Below are 18,575 nucleotides of genomic sequence, written 5' to 3'. Positions count from 1 at the left end.
GGTGCTATGACCCTTTAGTTGTATCGATTCATCAGCGCTAGCCAATCTGTATCTATGAAATCAGTGGCTGCGGTTACGGCGTTGTCGAGTGTTTCGTTCAACTCCGGCAAGTCCTCTTTCCGATAGTTCATCAACACCCAGTCGACGACTTTGATGGGGTGAGGCGGACGTCCAATCCCAAGTTTCAATCGCTTGAATTCTGCAGTCCCTAAGTGTTGAATAAGCGATTTGATTCCGTTGTGACCACCTGCACTCCCTTTTGGACGGAAGCGCAGTTTTCCTGGCACCATATCCAAATCGTCATAGATGACAAGTAAATCGTCAATCTCAATCTTATAATAATCTAAAATTGGACGGACGGCTTCACCCGATAAGTTCATATACGTAAGGGGTTTAACAAGTACAACGCGTTCACCATTGATTCTTCCCGTTCCCATGAGGGCGTTAAACTTCGCTTCATTCAGCGAGATCCCATGCTTTTCAGCGAGGCGATCAATTGCCAAAAAACCGATGTTATGTCGGGTCATCTCGAACTTTTTACCAGGGTTTCCAAGACCGACGATGCATTTCATATCATTTCCTCCTGAACAAAAAAGCCCAAAGGCGAATGCCTCCGGGCCTCGTTTTTTAATCGAATAGGGTACTGACCGATTTGTGCTCGTGGACACGCATGATCGCTTCCCCAAGCAAATGGGCAACCGACATCTGTCTGATTTTGCTCGAGCATGGACGACCCGTCAAATCGATTGTATTTAAAACAACCAATTCTTTGATCGATGAGTTGTCGATACGCTCCATCGCTGGACCAGAAAGGACTGGGTGCGTACAAGACGCATACACTTCTTTCGCGCCAGCTTGGACGATTGCATCCGCTGCAAGCGTGATCGTTCCCGCTGTATCGATGATATCATCAATCAAAATTGCTGTTTTCCCTTCAACGCTTCCGACGATGTTCATCACTTCAGCGACGTTCGCTTTCGGACGACGCTTATCGATGATGGCGATCGGAGCTTTCAAACGTTCTGCCAATTTACGTGCACGTGTCACGCCACCGTGGTCTGGAGAGACAACCACGATATCCTTCGCTTGAAACTCTTCTGTTTCAAAGTACGTCGAGATGAGCGGCACACCGAGTAATTGGTCAACCGGAATATTGAAGAATCCTTGGATTTGCGCTGCATGCAAGTCCATTGTGATGACGCGTGTCGCACCTGCTACCGTCAAAAGGTCAGCGACAAGTTTCGCCGTGATCGGCTCACGCGAGCGTGCTTTACGGTCTTGACGTGCATACCCATAATACGGCATCACGATGTTAATCGTACGGACAGAAGCACGTTTGAGTGCATCAATCATGACGAGCAATTCCATGAGCGTTTCGTTTACAGGTGAGCTTGTTGATTGGATGACATACACATCATCTCCACGAACACTTTCCTCGATGTTGATATAGAGTTCACCGTCGCTGAAACGTTTGACTTGGCAATCACTGAGCGGGACACCAATTTCTTTCGCGATTTCTTCAGCAAGCGGGCGGTTCGAGTTTAAGCTAAATAGACGAATTTCTCGTTCGTATACAGTAGACATGTTTAGGATTCTCCTCCATCGTTTTCCATAATGATTGGCAGCAAGTTATCGTTTTGTGTAACCTTCTTTATTCGTTTGGCGTTCACGTGCAATCGCGAGCGCCTCTTCCGGTACGTCATTTGTAATTGTCGAACCGGCTGCGACAATCGCACCTTTTCCGACTTTTACCGGGGCAATCAAGTTGACGTTACAGCCGACGAACGCATCGTCTTCTACCACTGTCTCGAACTTGTTTTTGCCGTCATAGTTGACCGTGATTGATCCACAACCTAAGTTGACACGTTCGCCAATTGACGCATCCCCGATGTAGCTCAAGTGCGAAGCTTTCGCACCGTCACCAAACGACGATTTTTTAATCTCGACGAAGTTTCCGACGCGTGTGTTCGCACCAAGTACAGCTTGTTGGCGCAAGTGAGCGAACGGTCCGACCTGAGCCGCTTCACCGATTTTGCTATCTGTCACGACAGACTGACGCACGACAGCATGATCTTCAATCACACTGTTGCGGATGTCTGAGTTCGGTCCGATGACACATTCCGAACCAATTGTCGTCTTCCCAAGGATGACCGTACCCGGATAGATGATTGTATCCGAACCAATCACCACATCTGGAGAAATATACGTCGATGCCGGGTCCATGAACGTGACACCTTCACGCATGAGACGTTCGTTCGTGCGTTTGCGCATGATTGCTTCCGCCTGTGACAAGGCAACGCGGTCATTGACCCCGATTGTCTCATCAAACGTTGGCGCTGTATGTGCTGCGACGACTTCGCCAGCTTCTTTTGCAATCGAGATGACGTCAGGCAAGTAGTATTCGCCTTGCGCGTTATTGTTTCCGACTTGTTTGAGCGCGTCGAACAATAACTCGTTATCGAACACGTACGTTCCCGTATTGATTTCATTGATGGCAAGTTCTGCCTCAGAAGCATCTTTATGCTCAACGACTTTCGTCACGTTCCCATCTTCACCACGAACGACACGACCGTATCCTGTCGCATCATCTGCAATCGCAGTCAACACAGTAACTTTCGCTTGTTGCGCTTCGTGATGAGCGAGAAGGGCTTCCAACGTTTCTGCCGTTAGTAACGGTGTATCTCCGCAGACGACAAGTGTCGCCCCTGCTTTACCCGCAAGCTCTGCTTCTGCCATTTGAACAGCATGCCCTGTTCCAAGTTGTTCTTCTTGGACCGCATATTCCACTCGTGTGCCGAGCGTATCTTGTACCGCTTCCGCCCCATGGCCAACGATTACGATTTGACGACTGACACCGATTTGGTCTAACTGGTCGACAACGTGCTCGACCATCGGTTTTCCTAGAACCGGATGAAGTACTTTATAAAGCTTCGACTTCATTCGCGTCCCTTTTCCTGCTGCCAAAATGACTGCAAAACGCTCCATTCTTCATTCGCTCCTATCTCACAACAGCTGTGATTGGTCTGTATAGTTTGGCTTTTCTGCAACTAAATCCTATTTACACCGTTTCTACTATATCGAAACCATGCCTTCGTTTCAATAGTTGTACCGTTCCTTAACCAATGAAACGCAAAAAAACAGCGGTAGGTATCCTAACCGCTGTTTGCTGTCATTCATTCGTGCCGTACGACACCTGCTGAGGGTCCAGCACTTCCACTTCCATATTGGAATAGGTTTCCAATACAGCCGCTTCAACTTTTTGTCGCATCTCCCCGTTAATCGGATGCGCGATGTCTCGAAAAATACCTTCTGGTGTCCGTTTGCTCGGCATGGCGACAAATAGACCGCTACTTCCTTCGATGATTCGAAGGTCATGTACAACGAATTCATGGTCAAGTGTGATTGAGGCCAACGCTTTCATTCTGCCTTCTGTCGCGACTTTGCGAATTTTTACGTCTGTGATCTGCATGTTTCGCATCCCCTTTTTCATCGTTGTCTATGCCATGGTGTGGTCTTCTGTAAGGTTCAGTTGGTTTCGAACGAACGTCATGACTCGATATTGGTAACTCTATACCCTCTAATCATAAATCGAAATCAAAATTTTGCCAATCATTTTAGGAACTGTTCCACATTCCCCCGTGAAATGGTGACAAGCCCTTCATCCGGGTCGACGTTCGTCAATTTCATCAAGCTGACGTATTCGCTGACCATCTTCTTCTCGGCGCCCTCTGCTTCCATCAACACACCGACTCCTGCCAGGTTCGCCTCGAATTCGTTTAAGAGACTCATCATCCCACGAATCGTTCCCCCCGCTTTCATGAAGTCATCGATCAAGAGCACGTTCGCCCCACGCGGCAGGCTACGACGTGCGAGCGCCATTGTGCGAATCGCCTTCGAAGAACCTGATACATAATTGATACTGACGGTCGATCCTTCTGTTACACGACTATCTGAACGAACGATGACGAATGGTACACCTAATTGTTCTGCGACAGCATAAGCAAGGGGAATCCCTTTCGTCGCAATCGTCATGACCACGTCGACTTTACGATCGGCGAATACAGACGCAAAGACTTGTCCCATCGGTTTCACCTGACTCGGATTGCCTAGTACATCTGTGAGGTAGAGATAGCCCCCAGGTAAGAGACGCTCCGGTTTTGATAATTGCTCACAGAGTGTATCAATCATCTCAAGCGATTTTTCCTTACTCCAGCCTGGGATAAACATCACACCACCCGCTGCACCAGGAACGGTCACAAGCTTTCCGATCCCATCATGAGACAACATCTCACTCACGATGACAAGATCTTCACTGATCGACGACTTTGCGGCTTTATAGCGACTTGAAAACATCGACAACGAGACAAGCTGATGCGGATGGTCAAGCAAATAACGGGTCATATCGACGAGACGACCACTTCTACGAATTTTCATACGGATTCTCCTTCACATCTTCAATAATAAACGAATGTTCTATTGAGAATATATCACTTTCATTCGTTTTTGTTCAATGTCTTTTGCCGAGAATCCGAACGACGAACACTTCTGGGCAAAATCCTTTTAGACCATTATAGATGCGATGAGCCTTTTGCTCATGCTCGATGAGCGCAAAGACAGTCGGTCCACTACCGCTCATGAGAACACCTTCTGCTCCACAATGCCGCATCGTTTCTTTGATTTGTTTTACTTCCGGATGAAGCTTGAGCGTCACACTCTCGAGTGAGTTTCCAAGATTTTCGCAAATCCCATGAAAATCTTTTTGACGAATCGCTTCCACCATGGCACCTGTGTTCGGATGATGAACCTCATCCATGCGCACGGCGCGATACACATCTGCAGTCGACACTCCTAGCTTAGGCTTTCCGAGTACGACGTAGCATGGCGGCGGTGCCGGAATCATTTCTAACTGTTCACCACGACCTCTTGCAATGGCTGTGCCACCGATGACACAAAATGAAACGTCAGACCCAATCTCCGCACCAAGCTCTGCTAGCTCCTCTAATGACAAGTTTAACGAGAATAAATCGTTCATCCCACGAAGCGTCGCCGCTGCATCACTCGAGCCACCAGCAAGCCCAGCTGCCACTGGAATTTGTTTATCGAGTACAATCTCCACACCTTGTTGAATATTAAAACGCTCCCGCAACAACTCTGCTGCACGATATGCCAAGTTCCGATGATCATTCGGCACATAGGCGTGCTCTGATTGAATCCGAATCTCATCCGAATCTAAAATCGTCAACTCTAAGCGGTCTGCTAAATCGACTGTCGTCATTACCATTTCTACTTCATGATAGCCGTCCGGACGCTTTCCGAGGACATCGAGCGTCAAATTAATTTTTGCCGGCGCTTTCACACTGATCGTGCGCATCACGTTCACCCTTCCCATTTGTCTCCTGTTCGACATTGTACCGTAAACAGGCGCACAAAAAAAGAAGCAGCTGCCAATGCATCCGCCCCTCATTTATAAATCAATTGCCGAATTCAATTTTAACTGTATCCGTTAGGACATCAGCGTAGCTATACGAGACACGTTCCACATTATGCAGGTCTTCATCCAATTTCACAACGAACACCGCAGGATATGTCTCAACGAGCGTTCCAAACCGAGTAACGACTTTCTTACGACCGCCGTTTGCTTTCAACGTCAATCGTTCACCAACATGCGATTCGAGTTTCTGTCTGATTTCTTGTAACGTCTTTGGCATACGCTTCACCTCACTGTTACAAGTATAGCATAATTGAATATGAAAATAAAGTTTAATATTATAACGACTCGTTTTAAGGTCGTCAACTATTTTTAAGTGGTAAAATTGTGTCAGACAATCGTGCGAATTCTTCTAGGCTTAACGTCTCTCCCCGACGTTTCGGATCGATTCCTGCCTCATGAAGCGCGCGTTCAAGTTCGACTTTGTGTTCTTTTCCAATATAGTTTGTTAAGTTGTTCAGAATGGTTTTACGGCGTTGTGCGAAGCTTGCACGTGCGATATCAAAGAAAAAGGCTTCGTCTTTCACCTGCACCGCCGGCTCTTTGCGCATACGGAGTGTAATGACTGCCGAATCGACGTTCGGCGCCGGAATAAACACGTTCTTTGGAACGACAAAACTGACTTCTGCCTCTGCGTAATACTGAATCGCAATCGATAGCGAACCGTATGCCTTCGTCCCGGGTTTCGCCCCAATCCGCTCTGCCACTTCTTTTTGAATCATCATCACGAGCGCGCGGAATTTCACACCACTTTCAAGCAATCGCATGATAATCGGTGTGGTGACATAGTATGGTAAGTTGGCAACAACCGAGATGTCTTCAATGCCTTCTTTCAAAAATTCCTGTTCCACAATCTCGCGTAAATTTAATTCTAAAGCATCTCCATGGATGACTTTCACGTGAGGATACGGAGACATCGTATCATCCAGAATCGGTAAAAGACGCTGATCGATTTCAAGCGCCACGACTTTCTTGGCACGCTTGGCCGATTGCTCAGTCAACGAACCGATCCCTGGTCCGATTTCGAGGACACCGCTCGATTCACTGAGTTCTGCCGCACCGACAATCTTACTTAAAATATTTAAATCGATTAAAAAGTTTTGACCGAGCGATTTTTTAAATGAAAAACCATGCCGCTCTAAAATGGCTTTCGTTCGTTGGATTGTTGCAATATCTTTCAACCCTGTTCCTCCTCTAATTGAGCAAGTGCTTGCTCCCACTCTTCGACTGTGACGCCGAGCGCCTCGACTCGTTTCACGAATTGTTTCGCATTCGGCTCACCGATTCGAAGCAATACACCGAGTCGCTTTCGACGTTTCGCTGCCGCTTCTCCACCAATCAAATCCGCGTCTAACACCATTTTCCGCGTGACAATCGGCTGGTTCGTTTCAACACGTGGTTCAAATACGGCGCGTAAGACACGACGAAGCGACTCCGGGGTCGCATGTTCCACTCCGATTTTCCCACGTTTCCCTTTTGCCTCAGCACGTGGCAGATGGGCATGCTTACACCCTTTGACCCGCTCTTCGACGATTGCTCGAATACGGTCTCCCGGATAATCCGGATCGGTCAAAATGATGACCCCACGCTTCTCTTGCGCACGGCGAATTCGTTCAATCGTCTGATCGGATACGGCAGAGCCATTCGTCTCAATCGTATCGACCTCAAACACTTCCTGAAGTCGTGCCGTGTCGTCACGCCCTTCTACGACGATAATTTCTTGTATTTTCTCACGCATTGTCTGTTCCTTCTTTCTCTTCTTCCTGCTTTGGAATGACCCAAATGGTAAGCGGCTTGCGACCAAACGTCACAGCCTCCTCCAACTCATTCATCATGATGTCGATTTTTTGACCTTTGATCGCACTTCCCGTATCTAGCGCAATCGCCATGCCAATTCCTTCCACATACACGCGGGTACCGAGAGGAATGATTGCCGGGTCGACGGCAATGATACGCATACCCTCGAAGAGAATCGTATCCGTCACATCATAACCGCTTCTTGTCAGTACTCGTCCGTCATACGTCACCGTATCTTCTGGATTGTTCGTATAAGCTGTTGCTTCTACGAGTAACTGTTTCGCGGATGAGAAATCTAACACATCGTCCGTTTTCGGTGGCTCTGCTATCTCGACTTCAGCTTCCGGGATGAATGGGCTCGACTCGTCCGCTGTCGTAGGCTCTGTAACGGGCTCTGTGACCTTTTTCGTCCCGACTTTGATGATCTGCGGCATTGCTTTACGTAACGTCTCGACATCCGTTTTCGTACGATTTGTAATTGTACCATTTTCCACAGTAAGTGCATACCTTGTCCGTTCGAGTCCAGGAACTCCGACCTGCACGGTTTGCTTCACACCTTCTTCTAGCGTGTCATCCTCTTCCTCGACCATATCGTACGGAATCAATTGACTCTCGTATTGAACGACGTCACGATTCGTATTGACCGTGATCGTCAGGCCATCCCGTATCGGTGTCGATGCGTCTGGTAGCACTGTGTCACGTTCTGTCACGTCAACATTCGCTTCTCTTAATAATTGCGCTACATCCGTTGCCATCGTATAGATGGTCGACGCATCTTGCCCGACGATTAAATTGACGGCAACAACCGGCTGGTAGCGAATTGTCATCCCATTCGTGACGGCAGTACGCACAGACGGATAAACCGTATCTCCGTCCCGTACAGTCACCCCGTACCGCAATAAGACGTCCTCTACGGTCCGCTCTCTCGTTTGAATGACTTCTGTTTGTCCGTATCCGATTTGAAGCGAGACCTCATGTGAACGTTCGATTCGAATGAGACGATCTTCCGGAACGTCCTCACTCAATGCCGGAGTAACGTAATCCGTTTCGTCTAATGTAATATTCAATTCCTCGAGTACCTCGAGGACGGAATCAGCCCGTGTCTCATGCTCGATTACCACTCCGTCATCGATGACCTTGATCGGTTCAGGTTGCAACATGACGTATGCGACAGACGCAGTCACAATCACGCCTATACTGGCGAATACACGCTTGATCATGGGAGGCGGAACAATTTCTTCGCGTTGACCGTCGTCGCTTCTGCCAACTCCTCATACGAGATGTCTCGAAGTGACGCGATTTCTTCCGCAACGTACTTCACATAGGCCGGTTCGTTTCGTTTTCCGCGGAACGGAGTCGGCGTCAAGTATGGGCAGTCCGTTTCGACAAGAAGACGATCTAACGGTACTTCTTGTGCGACTAACTTTGGAACTTTCGCATTTTTAAACGTGACCGGTCCTCCTAAAGAAATATAGAAGTTCAAGTCTAGGCAACGAGGGAGAAGTTCTACTGACATGCTGTAACTATGGAACACCCCACCGACTTCCTCCGCATGTTCTTCTTCCAAAATATCGAGCACGTCTGCCGTTGCTTCGCGGTTATGGATGACGATTGGCATATTTGTCCGTTTCGCGATGGCAATCTGTTTACGGAATAGGCGCTGTTGTACATCTTTCGGTGACTTATCCCAATGATAGTCGAGACCGATTTCACCGAGTGCCATCACTTTTGGGTGACTCATGAGAGTCTCGATCCGTTCTAAATCTGCATCCGTACAGTCGATCGCATCGACCGGGTGCCATCCGACGATGGCATAGATGTCTTCATGTGTTTCGGCTAGCTCGATGGCTCGGTCGATGGTCGGTGTATCAAATCCGACGACGAGTAGCGGAGAAACGCCGGCTTCTCTTGCCCGCTCAATCGTCTCCTCCACATCTTCATTGAACTGCTCCGCATTAATGTGCGTGTGTGTATCAATCAACATCTTGGTTCCTCCTTAGAAAAAGAGAGGGAGACCGTGGTCTCCCCCATTTCATTATTTGACGATGGCACCGTTCGGCATCTGATCAGAGACTGTCGCAAGTTCTAGCTTCCCATCACGGTCCGCAGCTAAAATCATCCCTTGTGACAATTCTCCACGAAGCTTGACTGGTTTCAAGTTTGCGACAACGATCACTTTCTTGCCAACTAAATCTTCAGGGGCATACCATTCAGCAATACCTGACACGATTTGACGCGTCTCTTTCCCGAGATCAACTTGAAGTTTCAACAGTTTTTTCGCTTTTTTGATCTTATCGGCTTCCACGATTTGACCGACACGGAATTCGACCTGATCAAAGACATCGATCGTGATTTCAGGACGAACGTCTTCATCGACTTCTTCTGTCGCTGTCTCCGTTTCCTCAATCCGCGCTTTCGACGCTTGACGCATCATTTCTTGGATCGCATCCACTTCTTCCTTCACATCACGACGTGGGAAGATTGGTGTCCCGTCTGTTACGACAGCGTTATGGAAGTCGGCAAACGTCTCTAGCGCTTCCCAAGACATGTCTTCCCCTTCGAGTCCAAGCTGACGGAACATTTCTTTCGGGGCACGTGTCATGAACGGTTGAATCATGATGGCAACGTGACGAAGTACGCCCGCGAGGTGTGTCATGACAGAAGCGAGTTCTTCGCGCTTCGATTCATCTTTCACGAGTACCCATGGCTGTGTCTCATCAATATATTTATTCGCACGGCTGACGAGCTGCCAGATGTTTGTGAGGGCGACCGAAAACTCCATGTGCTCCATAGCTTCTTCTGTTTTACGAGTCGTTTCTTTCACCATGTTCAATAACGCGTCATCAAACGCTGTGACATTTCCGTTGTACGCCGGAATGTTCCCATCGAAATACTTTTTAATCATCGCAATCGTACGATTCAATAAGTTCCCGAGATCGTTCGCTAAATCAAAGTTCAAGCGATCGACGAACGCTTCCGGTGTGAACGTACCGTCTGCTCCGAATGGGACTTCACGAAGAAGATAGTAACGAACAGAATCAAGTCCGTAGCGGTCAATCAACGGAATCGGATCTACCACGTTTCCTTTTGATTTCGACATCTTCCCGTCTTTCATGAGCAACCAACCATGCGCAAACACTTGTTTTGGTAATGGAAGGTCAAGCGCCATTAAGAGAGCTGGCCAAATAATCGTATGGAAACGAACGATTTCCTTTCCGACTAAATGGACATCTGCCGGCCAATAGCGATTGAAGAGCTCGTCGTTGTCTGTCCCGTACCCGAGTGACGAGATATAGTTCGTGAGCGCGTCGACCCATACGTAAACGACGTGTTTTGGGTTCGATGGGACTTGTACGCCCCAATCAAACGTCGTACGTGATACCGCTAAATCTTGCAGACCTGGCTTCAAGAAGTTATTGATCATCTCTGTCTTACGAGATTCTGGCAAGATGAAATCAGGATGTGACTCGAAATATTCAATCAAGCGATCGGCATATTTGCTGAGACGGAAGAAATAACACTCTTCGCGCACGAGCTCGACCGGATGTCCGCTGTCAGGACTTTTTCCATCGACAAGCTGAGACTCTGTATAGTACGTCTCATCTGGTACAGAATACCATCCTTCGTATTCACCAAGATAAATGTCTCCATTTTTAAGTAACGTTTCAAAGACGTGTTCGACAACCTTCTTATGACGGTCTTCTGTCGTACGGATGTAATCATCGTATGAGATCTCAAGACGGTCCCATAAGACTTTGATTTCTTCGACAACTTTATCGACGAAGGCTTGTGGCGTCACGCCGGCTTCTTTCGCCTTTTCTTGAATCTTTTGACCGTGCTCATCCGTTCCCGTCAAATAACGGACGTCAAATCCTTTTAAACGTTTGTAGCGAGCAACCGCATCACCTGCTACCGTGGTATATGCGTGTCCGATATGCAATTTTGCACTCGGATAATAAATTGGGGTTGTAATATAAAAAGTCGGCTTCGCCATGATTTATTCTCCATCCTTTCGACATATGCAATTCTCATTATACACGGTTCGACAAAAGAATTTCCAAACCTAATTGTTTGGAATTATTTTGCGTTTAATTCGTCATAAATGTTCCAAAAATACCCTTTCTTTGTTTCAAGTTCAAACTATCGGGGAAATTTAGGTATATATCGCTCTTGATTCGACAAATTTCGAAAAATTGCTTTTCCAGATAGTAAGCAGTTGACTGCAATTGGAAAGTTTAGTATGCTTTTTGCTGTAGTCACATTGTCGAATTTTGACGATTCATGTCACCACGAGATTTCGACACCATTGGAGGAGGAAACACAAATGAAATCTACAGGTATTGTTCGTAAGGTTGATGAGCTTGGTCGTGTCGTTATTCCAATCGAATTGCGCCGTACACTTGGGATCGCAGAAAAAGATGCTCTCGAGATTTACGTCGACAACGATCAAATCGTTTTGAAAAAATATAAGCCAAACATGACTTGCCAAGTTACAGGTGAAGTATCAGACGATAACTTCAAATTGGCAGATGGCAAACTCATCTTGTCACCAGAAGGTGCACAACGTGTTCTCGTTGAATTGAAGAACATGCTCGAAAACTACTACAGCGAAGAGTAAGCAAGGATTTCCTTGCTTACTCTTTTTTGTGCAGTTGATGATACGCATCATATACATCGTTTCGTGATTCACCACGGTCTTTTGCGGTCTGCTTAATGGCCGCATTCGGCTTCAGTCCCTCTTCTATATAATGAACAACATGTTCATAGACAGAGAGCGCTTCCCACCACATTGTCGTAGGTGCCGCTTCTGTCGCACCGCTCACAAGAACGACGAACTCTCCGCGTACTTCACCTTCGCACCACTGTAACGCTTCATCGACTGACCCTCTCAAAAACTCTTCGAACGTTTTGGTCAACTCTCTACCTAATACGAGCTGACGGTTACCAAACACTTGTCGAATCGCCGTTAACATTTCCTTCAATCGATGAGGGGCTTCATAAAAAACAATCGTGCCCGGCTCATATTGAATCGATTCGAGGACATCGACGCGATCTTTCTTTTTACGTGGCAAAAAACCGTAATAGAGGAAACGTTCTGTCGGAAGACCGGAAGCAACCAACGCCGTAAGTGCTGCATTGGCACCTGGTAAGACGACCACCGGAATGTTTGCCTCGATGGCTAACCTTACGAGATCACTCCCCGGATCTGAAATACCAGGCATTCCAGCATCCGAAACAACCGCAACCGACTTTCCAGCCAACAGATCTTCAATCAGTCTCGGTCCACTTACTTCTTTATTGTGTTCATGGTAGCTAATCAGTTTTGTTGGAATTTCAAAGTGGCGACAAAGCTTCATCGTTTGGCGAGTGTCCTCCGCTGCGATCAAATCCACTTCTTGAAGCGTTCGCACCGCTCGATATGTCATATCTTCTAAATTGCCGATTGGCGTTGGTACGACATACAACGTTGGTTGTTCAGTTTGATAACTCTTCTGTGAATTCATTGGTCGTCCCCTCCATCAACTTCTCTTTTTGCGCGCGGGTCAATTGTTTAATGGACCATTCGTACTGCATGGCCTCCCGTTTCGTATCGAACGATTGCACATACCGAAGTCGTACGGGAAGGCGAGCTTTCGTATACTTCGCCCCTTTCCCGGCATTATGTGCAATGATTCTCTTTTCCACATTTGTTGTATAGCCTGTATAATACGTCCCGTCCTGACATTCCACGATATACGCATAATGTTTAGGCATCGAGAATGGCTCGCATCGCTTCCGTATACGTATCGTCTTCTTCATATACAACAAATGGTGGTAAAATTTTAAGACCTGCTTTTCCATCTTTCGATCCCTCGATTAATAACGTATTCGCTTCGCGTCCAGCTTTCGGATATACGAGCTGCATTCGCTTCGGTTCAATTCGGTAGGTACGCATCAATGTCAGGATATCGAGTAAACGTTCTGGCCGATGCACGAACGCCACTTTCCCTCCTGGTTTGACGAGTTGACTAGCCGTTTTAATACAATCTTCTAGCGTGCACAACACCTCATGGCGTGCAATGGTATGATGTTCGTTTTGATTCCGCAATGACGTTTCATTTGCTAGAAAATAAGGAGGGTTACACGTGACCACATCATAACGAGCGTGCCCGAGTTGTGCCGCTGCCGTTTTGACGTCACCTTCTACAACTTGAATTCGATTTTCGAGACGATTGACCGCCATGCTTCGATTCGCCATATCGACGAGTTTCGATTGAATCTCTACACCTGTAATCGTTCCTTTTGTACGATACGACAAGAAAAGTGGGATTGCTCCCGTACCGGCGCACAAATCGACCAATTGCCCTTTTTGAATCGGTACCCATACAAACTCTGCCAGTAGTACCGCATCTAATGAAAACGAGAACACATCGTCACTTTGAACAATCTTGCCAGGGCGTCCAAGCAAATCATCGAGGCGCTCTCCATCCTTTACCGTTACCATTGTTTCCTCCTTCTATAAAAGAAAGGCGACGGATAGGGAATCCCTATCTATCGCCCCGTATTAATGTTTATTGAGCATCGACAAACAGAAGAGACAATCCCCATCTTTTCGTACCTGTCCGTAATGGAGGTTACAAATATGGAATCCTTCTTGATACAGCGCAGCCAAATTGTTCTGCCCTTTTCCAGACAATGCGATTTGTGAATCACCATTTGTCGTATCAACTTCTGCCAATTGTTCGACTTTTTCGCGCAAGTGATGATTCTCTAGATACATATGCTGATTCTCTTCAAGCAAATAGGCGAGCTGTTCTTTTAATACGCCTAAGTGCTCCGTCAAGAGTTGCATCTGTTGCTCGATTGCATCTACACGCATCATCACTTCTTTTTTGTCCATTCTTTCCACTGCTCAGCACCCCATCACTGTTTTGACGGTTTTCGTTTAATCGCACCTACTTCAACAAGTTCATCAATCGTATATGTGACGACACGCGTCCGATCGTGAAGTTCAACTTGAATAAGTTGGTCCAAAATGTTGAGACCGATTACACGACCATCACCTTCTGGAATTTTGATTCGCTTGCCGACGTCTGGTAAATCGCGTTTTAATTCTTCGTATGTGTCATTCTCATATTTTAAACAGCACATCAAACGACCACACACTCCAGAAATTTTATTCGGATTTAACGAAAGATTCTGGTCTTTGGCCATTTTAATGGAAACTGGTTCAAACTCCCCAAGAAATGACGAACAACAAAGAACTCGACCACATGGTCCAATCCCACTTAGTAGCTTCGCTTCGTCACGAACACCGATTTGTCGGAGTTCGATCCGTGTCCGAAACACGCTAGCCAAGTCCTTTACCAATTCTCGAAAGTCGACGCGACCCTCGGCAGTAAAATAAAAGATCACTTTATTGCGATCAAATGTATACTCAACATCGACTAACTTCATGTCTAATTGATGTTCTCGAATTTTTTCTTCACAGACGGCGTGAGCATCAACGGCTGCCAGTCGATTATCGCGTACGATATCCGCATCCTTTTGGTCCGCGACGCGAAGGATTGTCTTCAACGGCATGACGACTTCATCTTCGCCGAGCTTTTTATCGACTTGGACGACTTCGCCATACTCAATGCCACGTACCGTTTCAACGATGACATGTTCCCCACGTTTAAGCGTTGCATCGCCTGGTGAAAAGTAATAGATTTTTCCCGCTTCTTTAAAGCGGACTCCAACTACTTCAAGCACGCGCTTCTATCCTTTCTGCAAATCGAACGAAAGTCGTTCGAAAGTTAATTGAGGATTGACGTTTGCCTCGAGACGTCGAATTGCCGCATGCACACTTTCAATTGCATGTGTGAGTTTAGAGACAGATCGATTTTGAATAAATGCGTGATATAAAGCCGCCTCGTTCTTAAATAGCTTTGGAGTATACGTATCTCGCACTTTAAGATGAAGTGCCTCCTCTAACCAATGTTCGAATAATTCGAGGCCGACTCGTAACTCATTTCGTCCTTTGAAATGTCCTAACCATTTTTCCTGGGCGAACAAGAGCAACTCTTGAGGTCGTTTCGTCAATACTTCAATTAATTGTACCACTAGCCCATACGCCTGTACAAACCACTCCTGCTCAACTGCTTCTTTCGCATCATCCCATTTTGGATAAACGGTTAAAGCAAGGTAAGCCAAATCGTACGTACACGACAATTCTTCTGACATCGTTTGTGCTAACTTCGCGCGGTCAATCGGACGAAAAGCAAGTTGTTGAGCTCGCGAACGAATCGTCGGAAGAAGTAACTGTGGTTGTGTCGTCACCAAAATAGCAAGTTTCCCCACACCTGGTTCTTCAAAGAACTTCAATAAACTATTTGCCGCTTGAGTCGTCATCTTATGAGCTTGATGGATGACATACACTTGGCGATCTCCTTCAGCACCTCGTAACGATAGGTCACTGAGTAATTGTTGAATCTGTTCTTTTTTGATGCTAGCCCCATCCGGCTCCACTTCGATATAGTCAACAATGTTTTTTGAATCCATACGTCGACAGTTTCGACACACTCCACACGGTTCTGCTCCTTGTGGGGATTCACAAAACAAGGCTTTCGCAAACAATGTGGCTGTTTCAATTAAGTATGGTTCATAATCGCCCGAAAAGATGTACGCATGCCCAACTTTATTCGAAATGATTGAATTTTGAATGATTCGAGCAACCACTGTTTGCGACTCATTTAATTCCTGAAAACGCATATGCCCAACTCCCATTAAAACTGATGGAATCCTTCAATCGGCAAGACGAATACAGTCGCACCTCCAACTTGTACTTCGACCGGATAAGGAATATACGAATCAGCATGTCCTCCCATTGGAGAGATTGGTGTAATCATTTGATCGCGACTCGAACAGTTCGATTGAATCACATCCATTAAATCATCGAGACGTTCCTGTGGAATACCCATCATAAACGTTGTATTCCCCTCTTTTAAAAATCCGCCTGTTGTAGCTAATTTCGTTGCACGAAAATCTTGTTCGACCAATGCGTCAGACAAACGTGCGCTATCCTTATCATGTACAATTGCAATCACCATTTTCATCATTGTTGTACGCCTCCTTGTTGTAATCGTTCTATTGTATAATCGAGTACCTCATCTTGAATACATTCAATCGATTGATCGGCATCAATTCGGATGATTCGTTCTGGGTACTGTTTAAGTAACGTTTGAAATCCTTCGTAAACACGCTCATGGAACGCTTGATCACGACTTTCAATTCGATCGAGTTGCCCTCGATCTTTCATTCGAGTACTCGCTCTTTCAGGACTCAAATCAAACAAAAAAGTCAAATCCGGTGTCAAACCGTTCGTTGCCCATTCATTCAGCGACTGTATTTGATCAAGGTCATATTGTAAACCGTATCCTTGATAGGCAATAGATGCATCGATGAAGCGATCACACAGAACAATTGCTCCTCGCTCCAATGCCGGACGAATCACTTGTTCCACATTTTGTGCTCGTGAAGCAGCATAAAGCATCATTTCCACTCGTGGCGTCATCTCATGATGATCCGGGGATAATAAGACTTCGCGGATTTGATTGCCCACCGTTGTTCCTCCAGGTTCACGGGTTACAACGATGTCATATCCTTTTTGTTTTAGACTCTCGACTAATAGTTGAAGTTGTGTAGACTTACCTGATCCATCTGGTCCTTCAACCGTTATAAACATTCCGCTCACTTTTTAAAACTCCTCTACAATAACGTCAATTTGCTTTATCATAACATGCTTACTTGCTTGAAGCTTCCTCCCTAAGGAAATCCACTCTAGGAGCACTCGTATTTTTTCCTCAGTAATCCGCTCTCCTTTTAGAATCCATGGAATTCCTGGTGGATATGGAATCACCGTTTCTGCTGAAACACATCCGATTGCCTGATTGAAGGATACACGTCGTACTTGCTCATCCCCTATTAACGTATAAAGTTCAGATACACGTTGTGTTTGAGGGAAAGGAAAAATCGTTTCATCCTCATCAATGATTGACACATGTGTAGCGGCTTTTTTAATTAATTTAATCCAATGCTCAATTTCCTGCTTTGTTATTTCCCTTAATGGCAAACAGAATAACACATGATCCACTGCAGCTAATTCAATATCGATTCCGATTGATGCAAGATGTTCACTAAAGACTAATCCATTTTTCGGATACGTCATGACCGTTACTTTCGTAAAATCGTCCCCCACTTTGACAGTAAAACCTGCACGTTTCAGCTCAAGTACAAAATGGGCATGACTCTTTTGAATAGAAGACCATGCTTCGTCCGTTAGACTTTCTAAATAGGACCGTGCATAGTCTAATGAAGCCATAATAAGATAAGAAGGACTTGATGTCTGAAATGAAGATAATGCATGCTTTAACCGAATTTCATCGATGTCTTCTTTATAATGAATCCAAGCTCCCATCGTCAATGCAGGTAGCGTTTTATGTGCAGACTGTACAACTGCACTCGCTCCCTCAAAAATCGCAGAACGCTGAAGCAATTTAGGGTGAATTAAATGGGCACCATGTGCTTCATCGACGAGTAATGGAATCTCAAGTGAAGACAAATAATTTGAAATCGTACGAATATCGGCCATGTCTCCATAGTACGTAGGAGACGTTAACATGACGGCTCGTCCTCCCGGGAATTCTTGAACAGCCTGTTCAATCGTTTCTAATGTCACCACGGTTGGAATTCCTGTACCACGTTCAATTGTAGGTGTTAATAGGATTGGTTTTAACCCTAACCATTCAATTGCGTTCCAAACCGACTTATGTGAGTTTCGTTGAACGTATACTCGCTCACCACGTTTTACAGTTGCCGCAAGCATGCTCCAATTTCCAACAGTTGAACCATTGACGAGCCACTTACTTTTACTTTCATACAGTTCACCCAATGCTTTTTCTGCTTGATCGATAATCCCAGAAGCGTCGTGCAAATCATCTAAATGTGCTAGTTCTGTCAGATCATATGGCATCACCTTGGCAAATGCGCTCGGTAACGTATGATCAGTCACGGTACCATTATGATGCCCAGGGACGTGAAAGGATACGCGATGTTCACTCACATGCTGTTCTAGAGTCTCTAAAAATGTAAAAGGATTTTTCCGAGAAGGAGCCATCTGTTATTCCTCCTTAACTATTGACTATGAAAAAAAGACGATCAAGCATATGCTTGATCGTCTACTGCGTTGTTGCCTGGCAACGTCCTATCCTCACAGGGGGAGATCCCCCAACTACTTTCGGCGCTGAGACGCTTAACTTCCGTGTTCGGC

22 protein-coding genes and 1 rRNA gene are annotated in these 18,575 nt (G+C 46.1%); 1 reads left to right on the top strand and 22 read right to left on the bottom strand.

Features of this window, described 5'->3' with window-relative positions; genetic code table 11:
- Nucleotides 1-14: 14 nt before the first annotated feature.
- From pth to metG, 12 genes are all read right to left on the bottom strand, one after another.
- Nucleotides 15-572, bottom strand: a complete 558-nt coding sequence (pth, locus tag KNO99_RS14435; protein ID WP_214749835.1) for an aminoacyl-tRNA hydrolase — start codon at nt 570-572, stop codon at nt 15-17.
- Between the two features lie 55 nt (nt 573-627).
- Entirely contained in the window at nt 628-1,584 is a 957-nt protein-coding gene (locus tag KNO99_RS14430; protein WP_214697188.1) for a ribose-phosphate diphosphokinase, read from the bottom strand.
- A 45-nt stretch (nt 1,585-1,629) separates the two neighbouring features.
- Nucleotides 1,630-2,985, bottom strand: coding sequence for a bifunctional UDP-N-acetylglucosamine diphosphorylase/glucosamine-1-phosphate N-acetyltransferase GlmU (gene glmU / locus KNO99_RS14425; RefSeq protein ID WP_214749832.1), 1,356 nt, complete (start codon nt 2,983-2,985; stop codon nt 1,630-1,632).
- A 184-nt stretch (nt 2,986-3,169) separates the two neighbouring features.
- Nucleotides 3,170-3,469 carry a septation regulator SpoVG gene (spoVG, locus tag KNO99_RS14420; protein WP_214749829.1) on the bottom strand — a complete coding sequence of 100 codons (300 nt, stop codon included), beginning with the start codon at nt 3,467-3,469 and terminating at the stop codon, nt 3,170-3,172.
- Nucleotides 3,470-3,609: 140 nt separating this feature from the next.
- The gene (gene purR, locus KNO99_RS14415) at nt 3,610-4,434 is read right to left on the bottom strand and encodes a pur operon repressor (protein ID WP_012727734.1); all 825 of its coding nucleotides are present in this window, start codon (nt 4,432-4,434) and stop codon (nt 3,610-3,612) included.
- Nucleotides 4,435-4,507: 73 nt separating this feature from the next.
- The gene (gene ispE, locus KNO99_RS14410) at nt 4,508-5,371 is read right to left on the bottom strand and encodes a 4-(cytidine 5'-diphospho)-2-C-methyl-D-erythritol kinase (RefSeq protein ID WP_214749878.1); all 864 of its coding nucleotides are present in this window, start codon (nt 5,369-5,371) and stop codon (nt 4,508-4,510) included.
- A 100-nt stretch (nt 5,372-5,471) separates the two neighbouring features.
- Nucleotides 5,472-5,708 (bottom strand): Veg family protein, encoded by a 237-nt coding sequence (locus tag KNO99_RS14405; RefSeq protein WP_012727736.1) that lies wholly within the window; start codon nt 5,706-5,708, stop codon nt 5,472-5,474.
- Nucleotides 5,709-5,790: 82 nt separating this feature from the next.
- Entirely contained in the window at nt 5,791-6,669 is an 879-nt protein-coding gene (gene rsmA, locus KNO99_RS14400) for a 16S rRNA (adenine(1518)-N(6)/adenine(1519)-N(6))-dimethyltransferase RsmA (protein WP_214749825.1), read from the bottom strand.
- Nucleotides 6,666-7,226: a ribonuclease M5 gene (gene rnmV / locus KNO99_RS14395; RefSeq protein ID WP_214697173.1), complete on the bottom strand. Its 561-nt coding sequence runs from the start codon at nt 7,224-7,226 to the stop codon at nt 6,666-6,668. Before rnmV ends, rsmA begins: the two co-directional genes overlap by 4 nt.
- A complete protein-coding gene (locus KNO99_RS14390) occupies nt 7,219-8,505 on the bottom strand; it encodes a 3D domain-containing protein (protein WP_214749822.1) in 1,287 nt (428 codons plus the stop codon). The genes rnmV and KNO99_RS14390 overlap by 8 nt, the downstream gene beginning before the upstream one ends.
- On the bottom strand, nt 8,502-9,269 hold the full coding sequence (locus KNO99_RS14385) for a TatD family hydrolase (RefSeq protein WP_214749820.1): 768 nt from the start codon (nt 9,267-9,269) through the stop codon (nt 8,502-8,504). The genes KNO99_RS14390 and KNO99_RS14385 overlap by 4 nt, the downstream gene beginning before the upstream one ends.
- Before the next feature lie 51 nt (nt 9,270-9,320).
- On the bottom strand, nt 9,321-11,279 hold the full coding sequence (metG, locus tag KNO99_RS14380; protein ID WP_214749819.1) for a methionine--tRNA ligase: 1,959 nt from the start codon (nt 11,277-11,279) through the stop codon (nt 9,321-9,323).
- 330 nt (nt 11,280-11,609) lie between these two features.
- Between metG and KNO99_RS14375 the strand changes: the two genes are divergently transcribed.
- A complete protein-coding gene (locus KNO99_RS14375) occupies nt 11,610-11,903 on the top strand; it encodes a transition state genes transcriptional regulator AbrB (protein ID WP_012727742.1) in 294 nt (97 codons plus the stop codon).
- Nucleotides 11,904-11,919: 16 nt separating this feature from the next.
- On the opposite strand, the gene rsmI is transcribed toward KNO99_RS14375, so the two are convergent.
- From rsmI to rrf, 10 genes are all read right to left on the bottom strand, one after another.
- Nucleotides 11,920-12,789 carry a 16S rRNA (cytidine(1402)-2'-O)-methyltransferase gene (gene rsmI / locus KNO99_RS14370; RefSeq protein WP_214697166.1) on the bottom strand — a complete coding sequence of 290 codons (870 nt, stop codon included), beginning with the start codon at nt 12,787-12,789 and terminating at the stop codon, nt 11,920-11,922.
- Nucleotides 12,761-13,039, bottom strand: coding sequence for a GIY-YIG nuclease family protein (locus KNO99_RS14365; RefSeq protein ID WP_214749818.1), 279 nt, complete (start codon nt 13,037-13,039; stop codon nt 12,761-12,763). Before KNO99_RS14365 ends, rsmI begins: the two co-directional genes overlap by 29 nt.
- On the bottom strand, nt 13,032-13,769 hold the full coding sequence (locus KNO99_RS14360; protein ID WP_214749816.1) for a tRNA1(Val) (adenine(37)-N6)-methyltransferase: 738 nt from the start codon (nt 13,767-13,769) through the stop codon (nt 13,032-13,034). The genes KNO99_RS14365 and KNO99_RS14360 overlap by 8 nt, the downstream gene beginning before the upstream one ends.
- 60 nt (nt 13,770-13,829) lie before the next feature.
- Nucleotides 13,830-14,165, bottom strand: a complete 336-nt coding sequence (yabA, locus tag KNO99_RS14355; RefSeq protein ID WP_012727746.1) for a DNA replication initiation control protein YabA — start codon at nt 14,163-14,165, stop codon at nt 13,830-13,832.
- A gap of 23 nt (nt 14,166-14,188) precedes the next feature.
- Nucleotides 14,189-15,019 carry a PSP1 domain-containing protein gene (locus KNO99_RS14350; protein ID WP_074036570.1) on the bottom strand — a complete coding sequence of 277 codons (831 nt, stop codon included), beginning with the start codon at nt 15,017-15,019 and terminating at the stop codon, nt 14,189-14,191.
- 6 nt (nt 15,020-15,025) lie between these two features.
- Nucleotides 15,026-16,018, bottom strand: coding sequence for a DNA polymerase III subunit delta' (locus KNO99_RS14345; RefSeq protein WP_214749813.1), 993 nt, complete (start codon nt 16,016-16,018; stop codon nt 15,026-15,028).
- Nucleotides 16,019-16,032: 14 nt separating this feature from the next.
- Entirely contained in the window at nt 16,033-16,362 is a 330-nt protein-coding gene (locus KNO99_RS14340; RefSeq protein WP_031421800.1) for a cyclic-di-AMP receptor, read from the bottom strand.
- The gene (gene tmk, locus KNO99_RS14335; protein WP_214749810.1) at nt 16,362-17,000 is read right to left on the bottom strand and encodes a dTMP kinase; all 639 of its coding nucleotides are present in this window, start codon (nt 16,998-17,000) and stop codon (nt 16,362-16,364) included. The genes KNO99_RS14340 and tmk overlap by 1 nt, the downstream gene beginning before the upstream one ends.
- Nucleotides 17,001-17,003: 3 nt before the next feature.
- Nucleotides 17,004-18,422 carry an aminotransferase class I/II-fold pyridoxal phosphate-dependent enzyme gene (locus tag KNO99_RS14330; protein WP_214749808.1) on the bottom strand — a complete coding sequence of 473 codons (1,419 nt, stop codon included), beginning with the start codon at nt 18,420-18,422 and terminating at the stop codon, nt 17,004-17,006.
- A 74-nt stretch (nt 18,423-18,496) separates the two neighbouring features.
- Nucleotides 18,497-18,575 (bottom strand): 5S ribosomal RNA (rrf, locus tag KNO99_RS15545); the annotation flags it as partial.

It is taken from the genome of Exiguobacterium sp. s189, from assembly GCF_018617615.1.
GTDB lineage: Bacteria > Bacillota > Bacilli > Exiguobacteriales > Exiguobacteriaceae > Exiguobacterium > Exiguobacterium aestuarii_A.
Note: the sequence above shows the minus strand (reverse complement) of the source record. Positions and strands in the feature narration are given on the sequence as shown.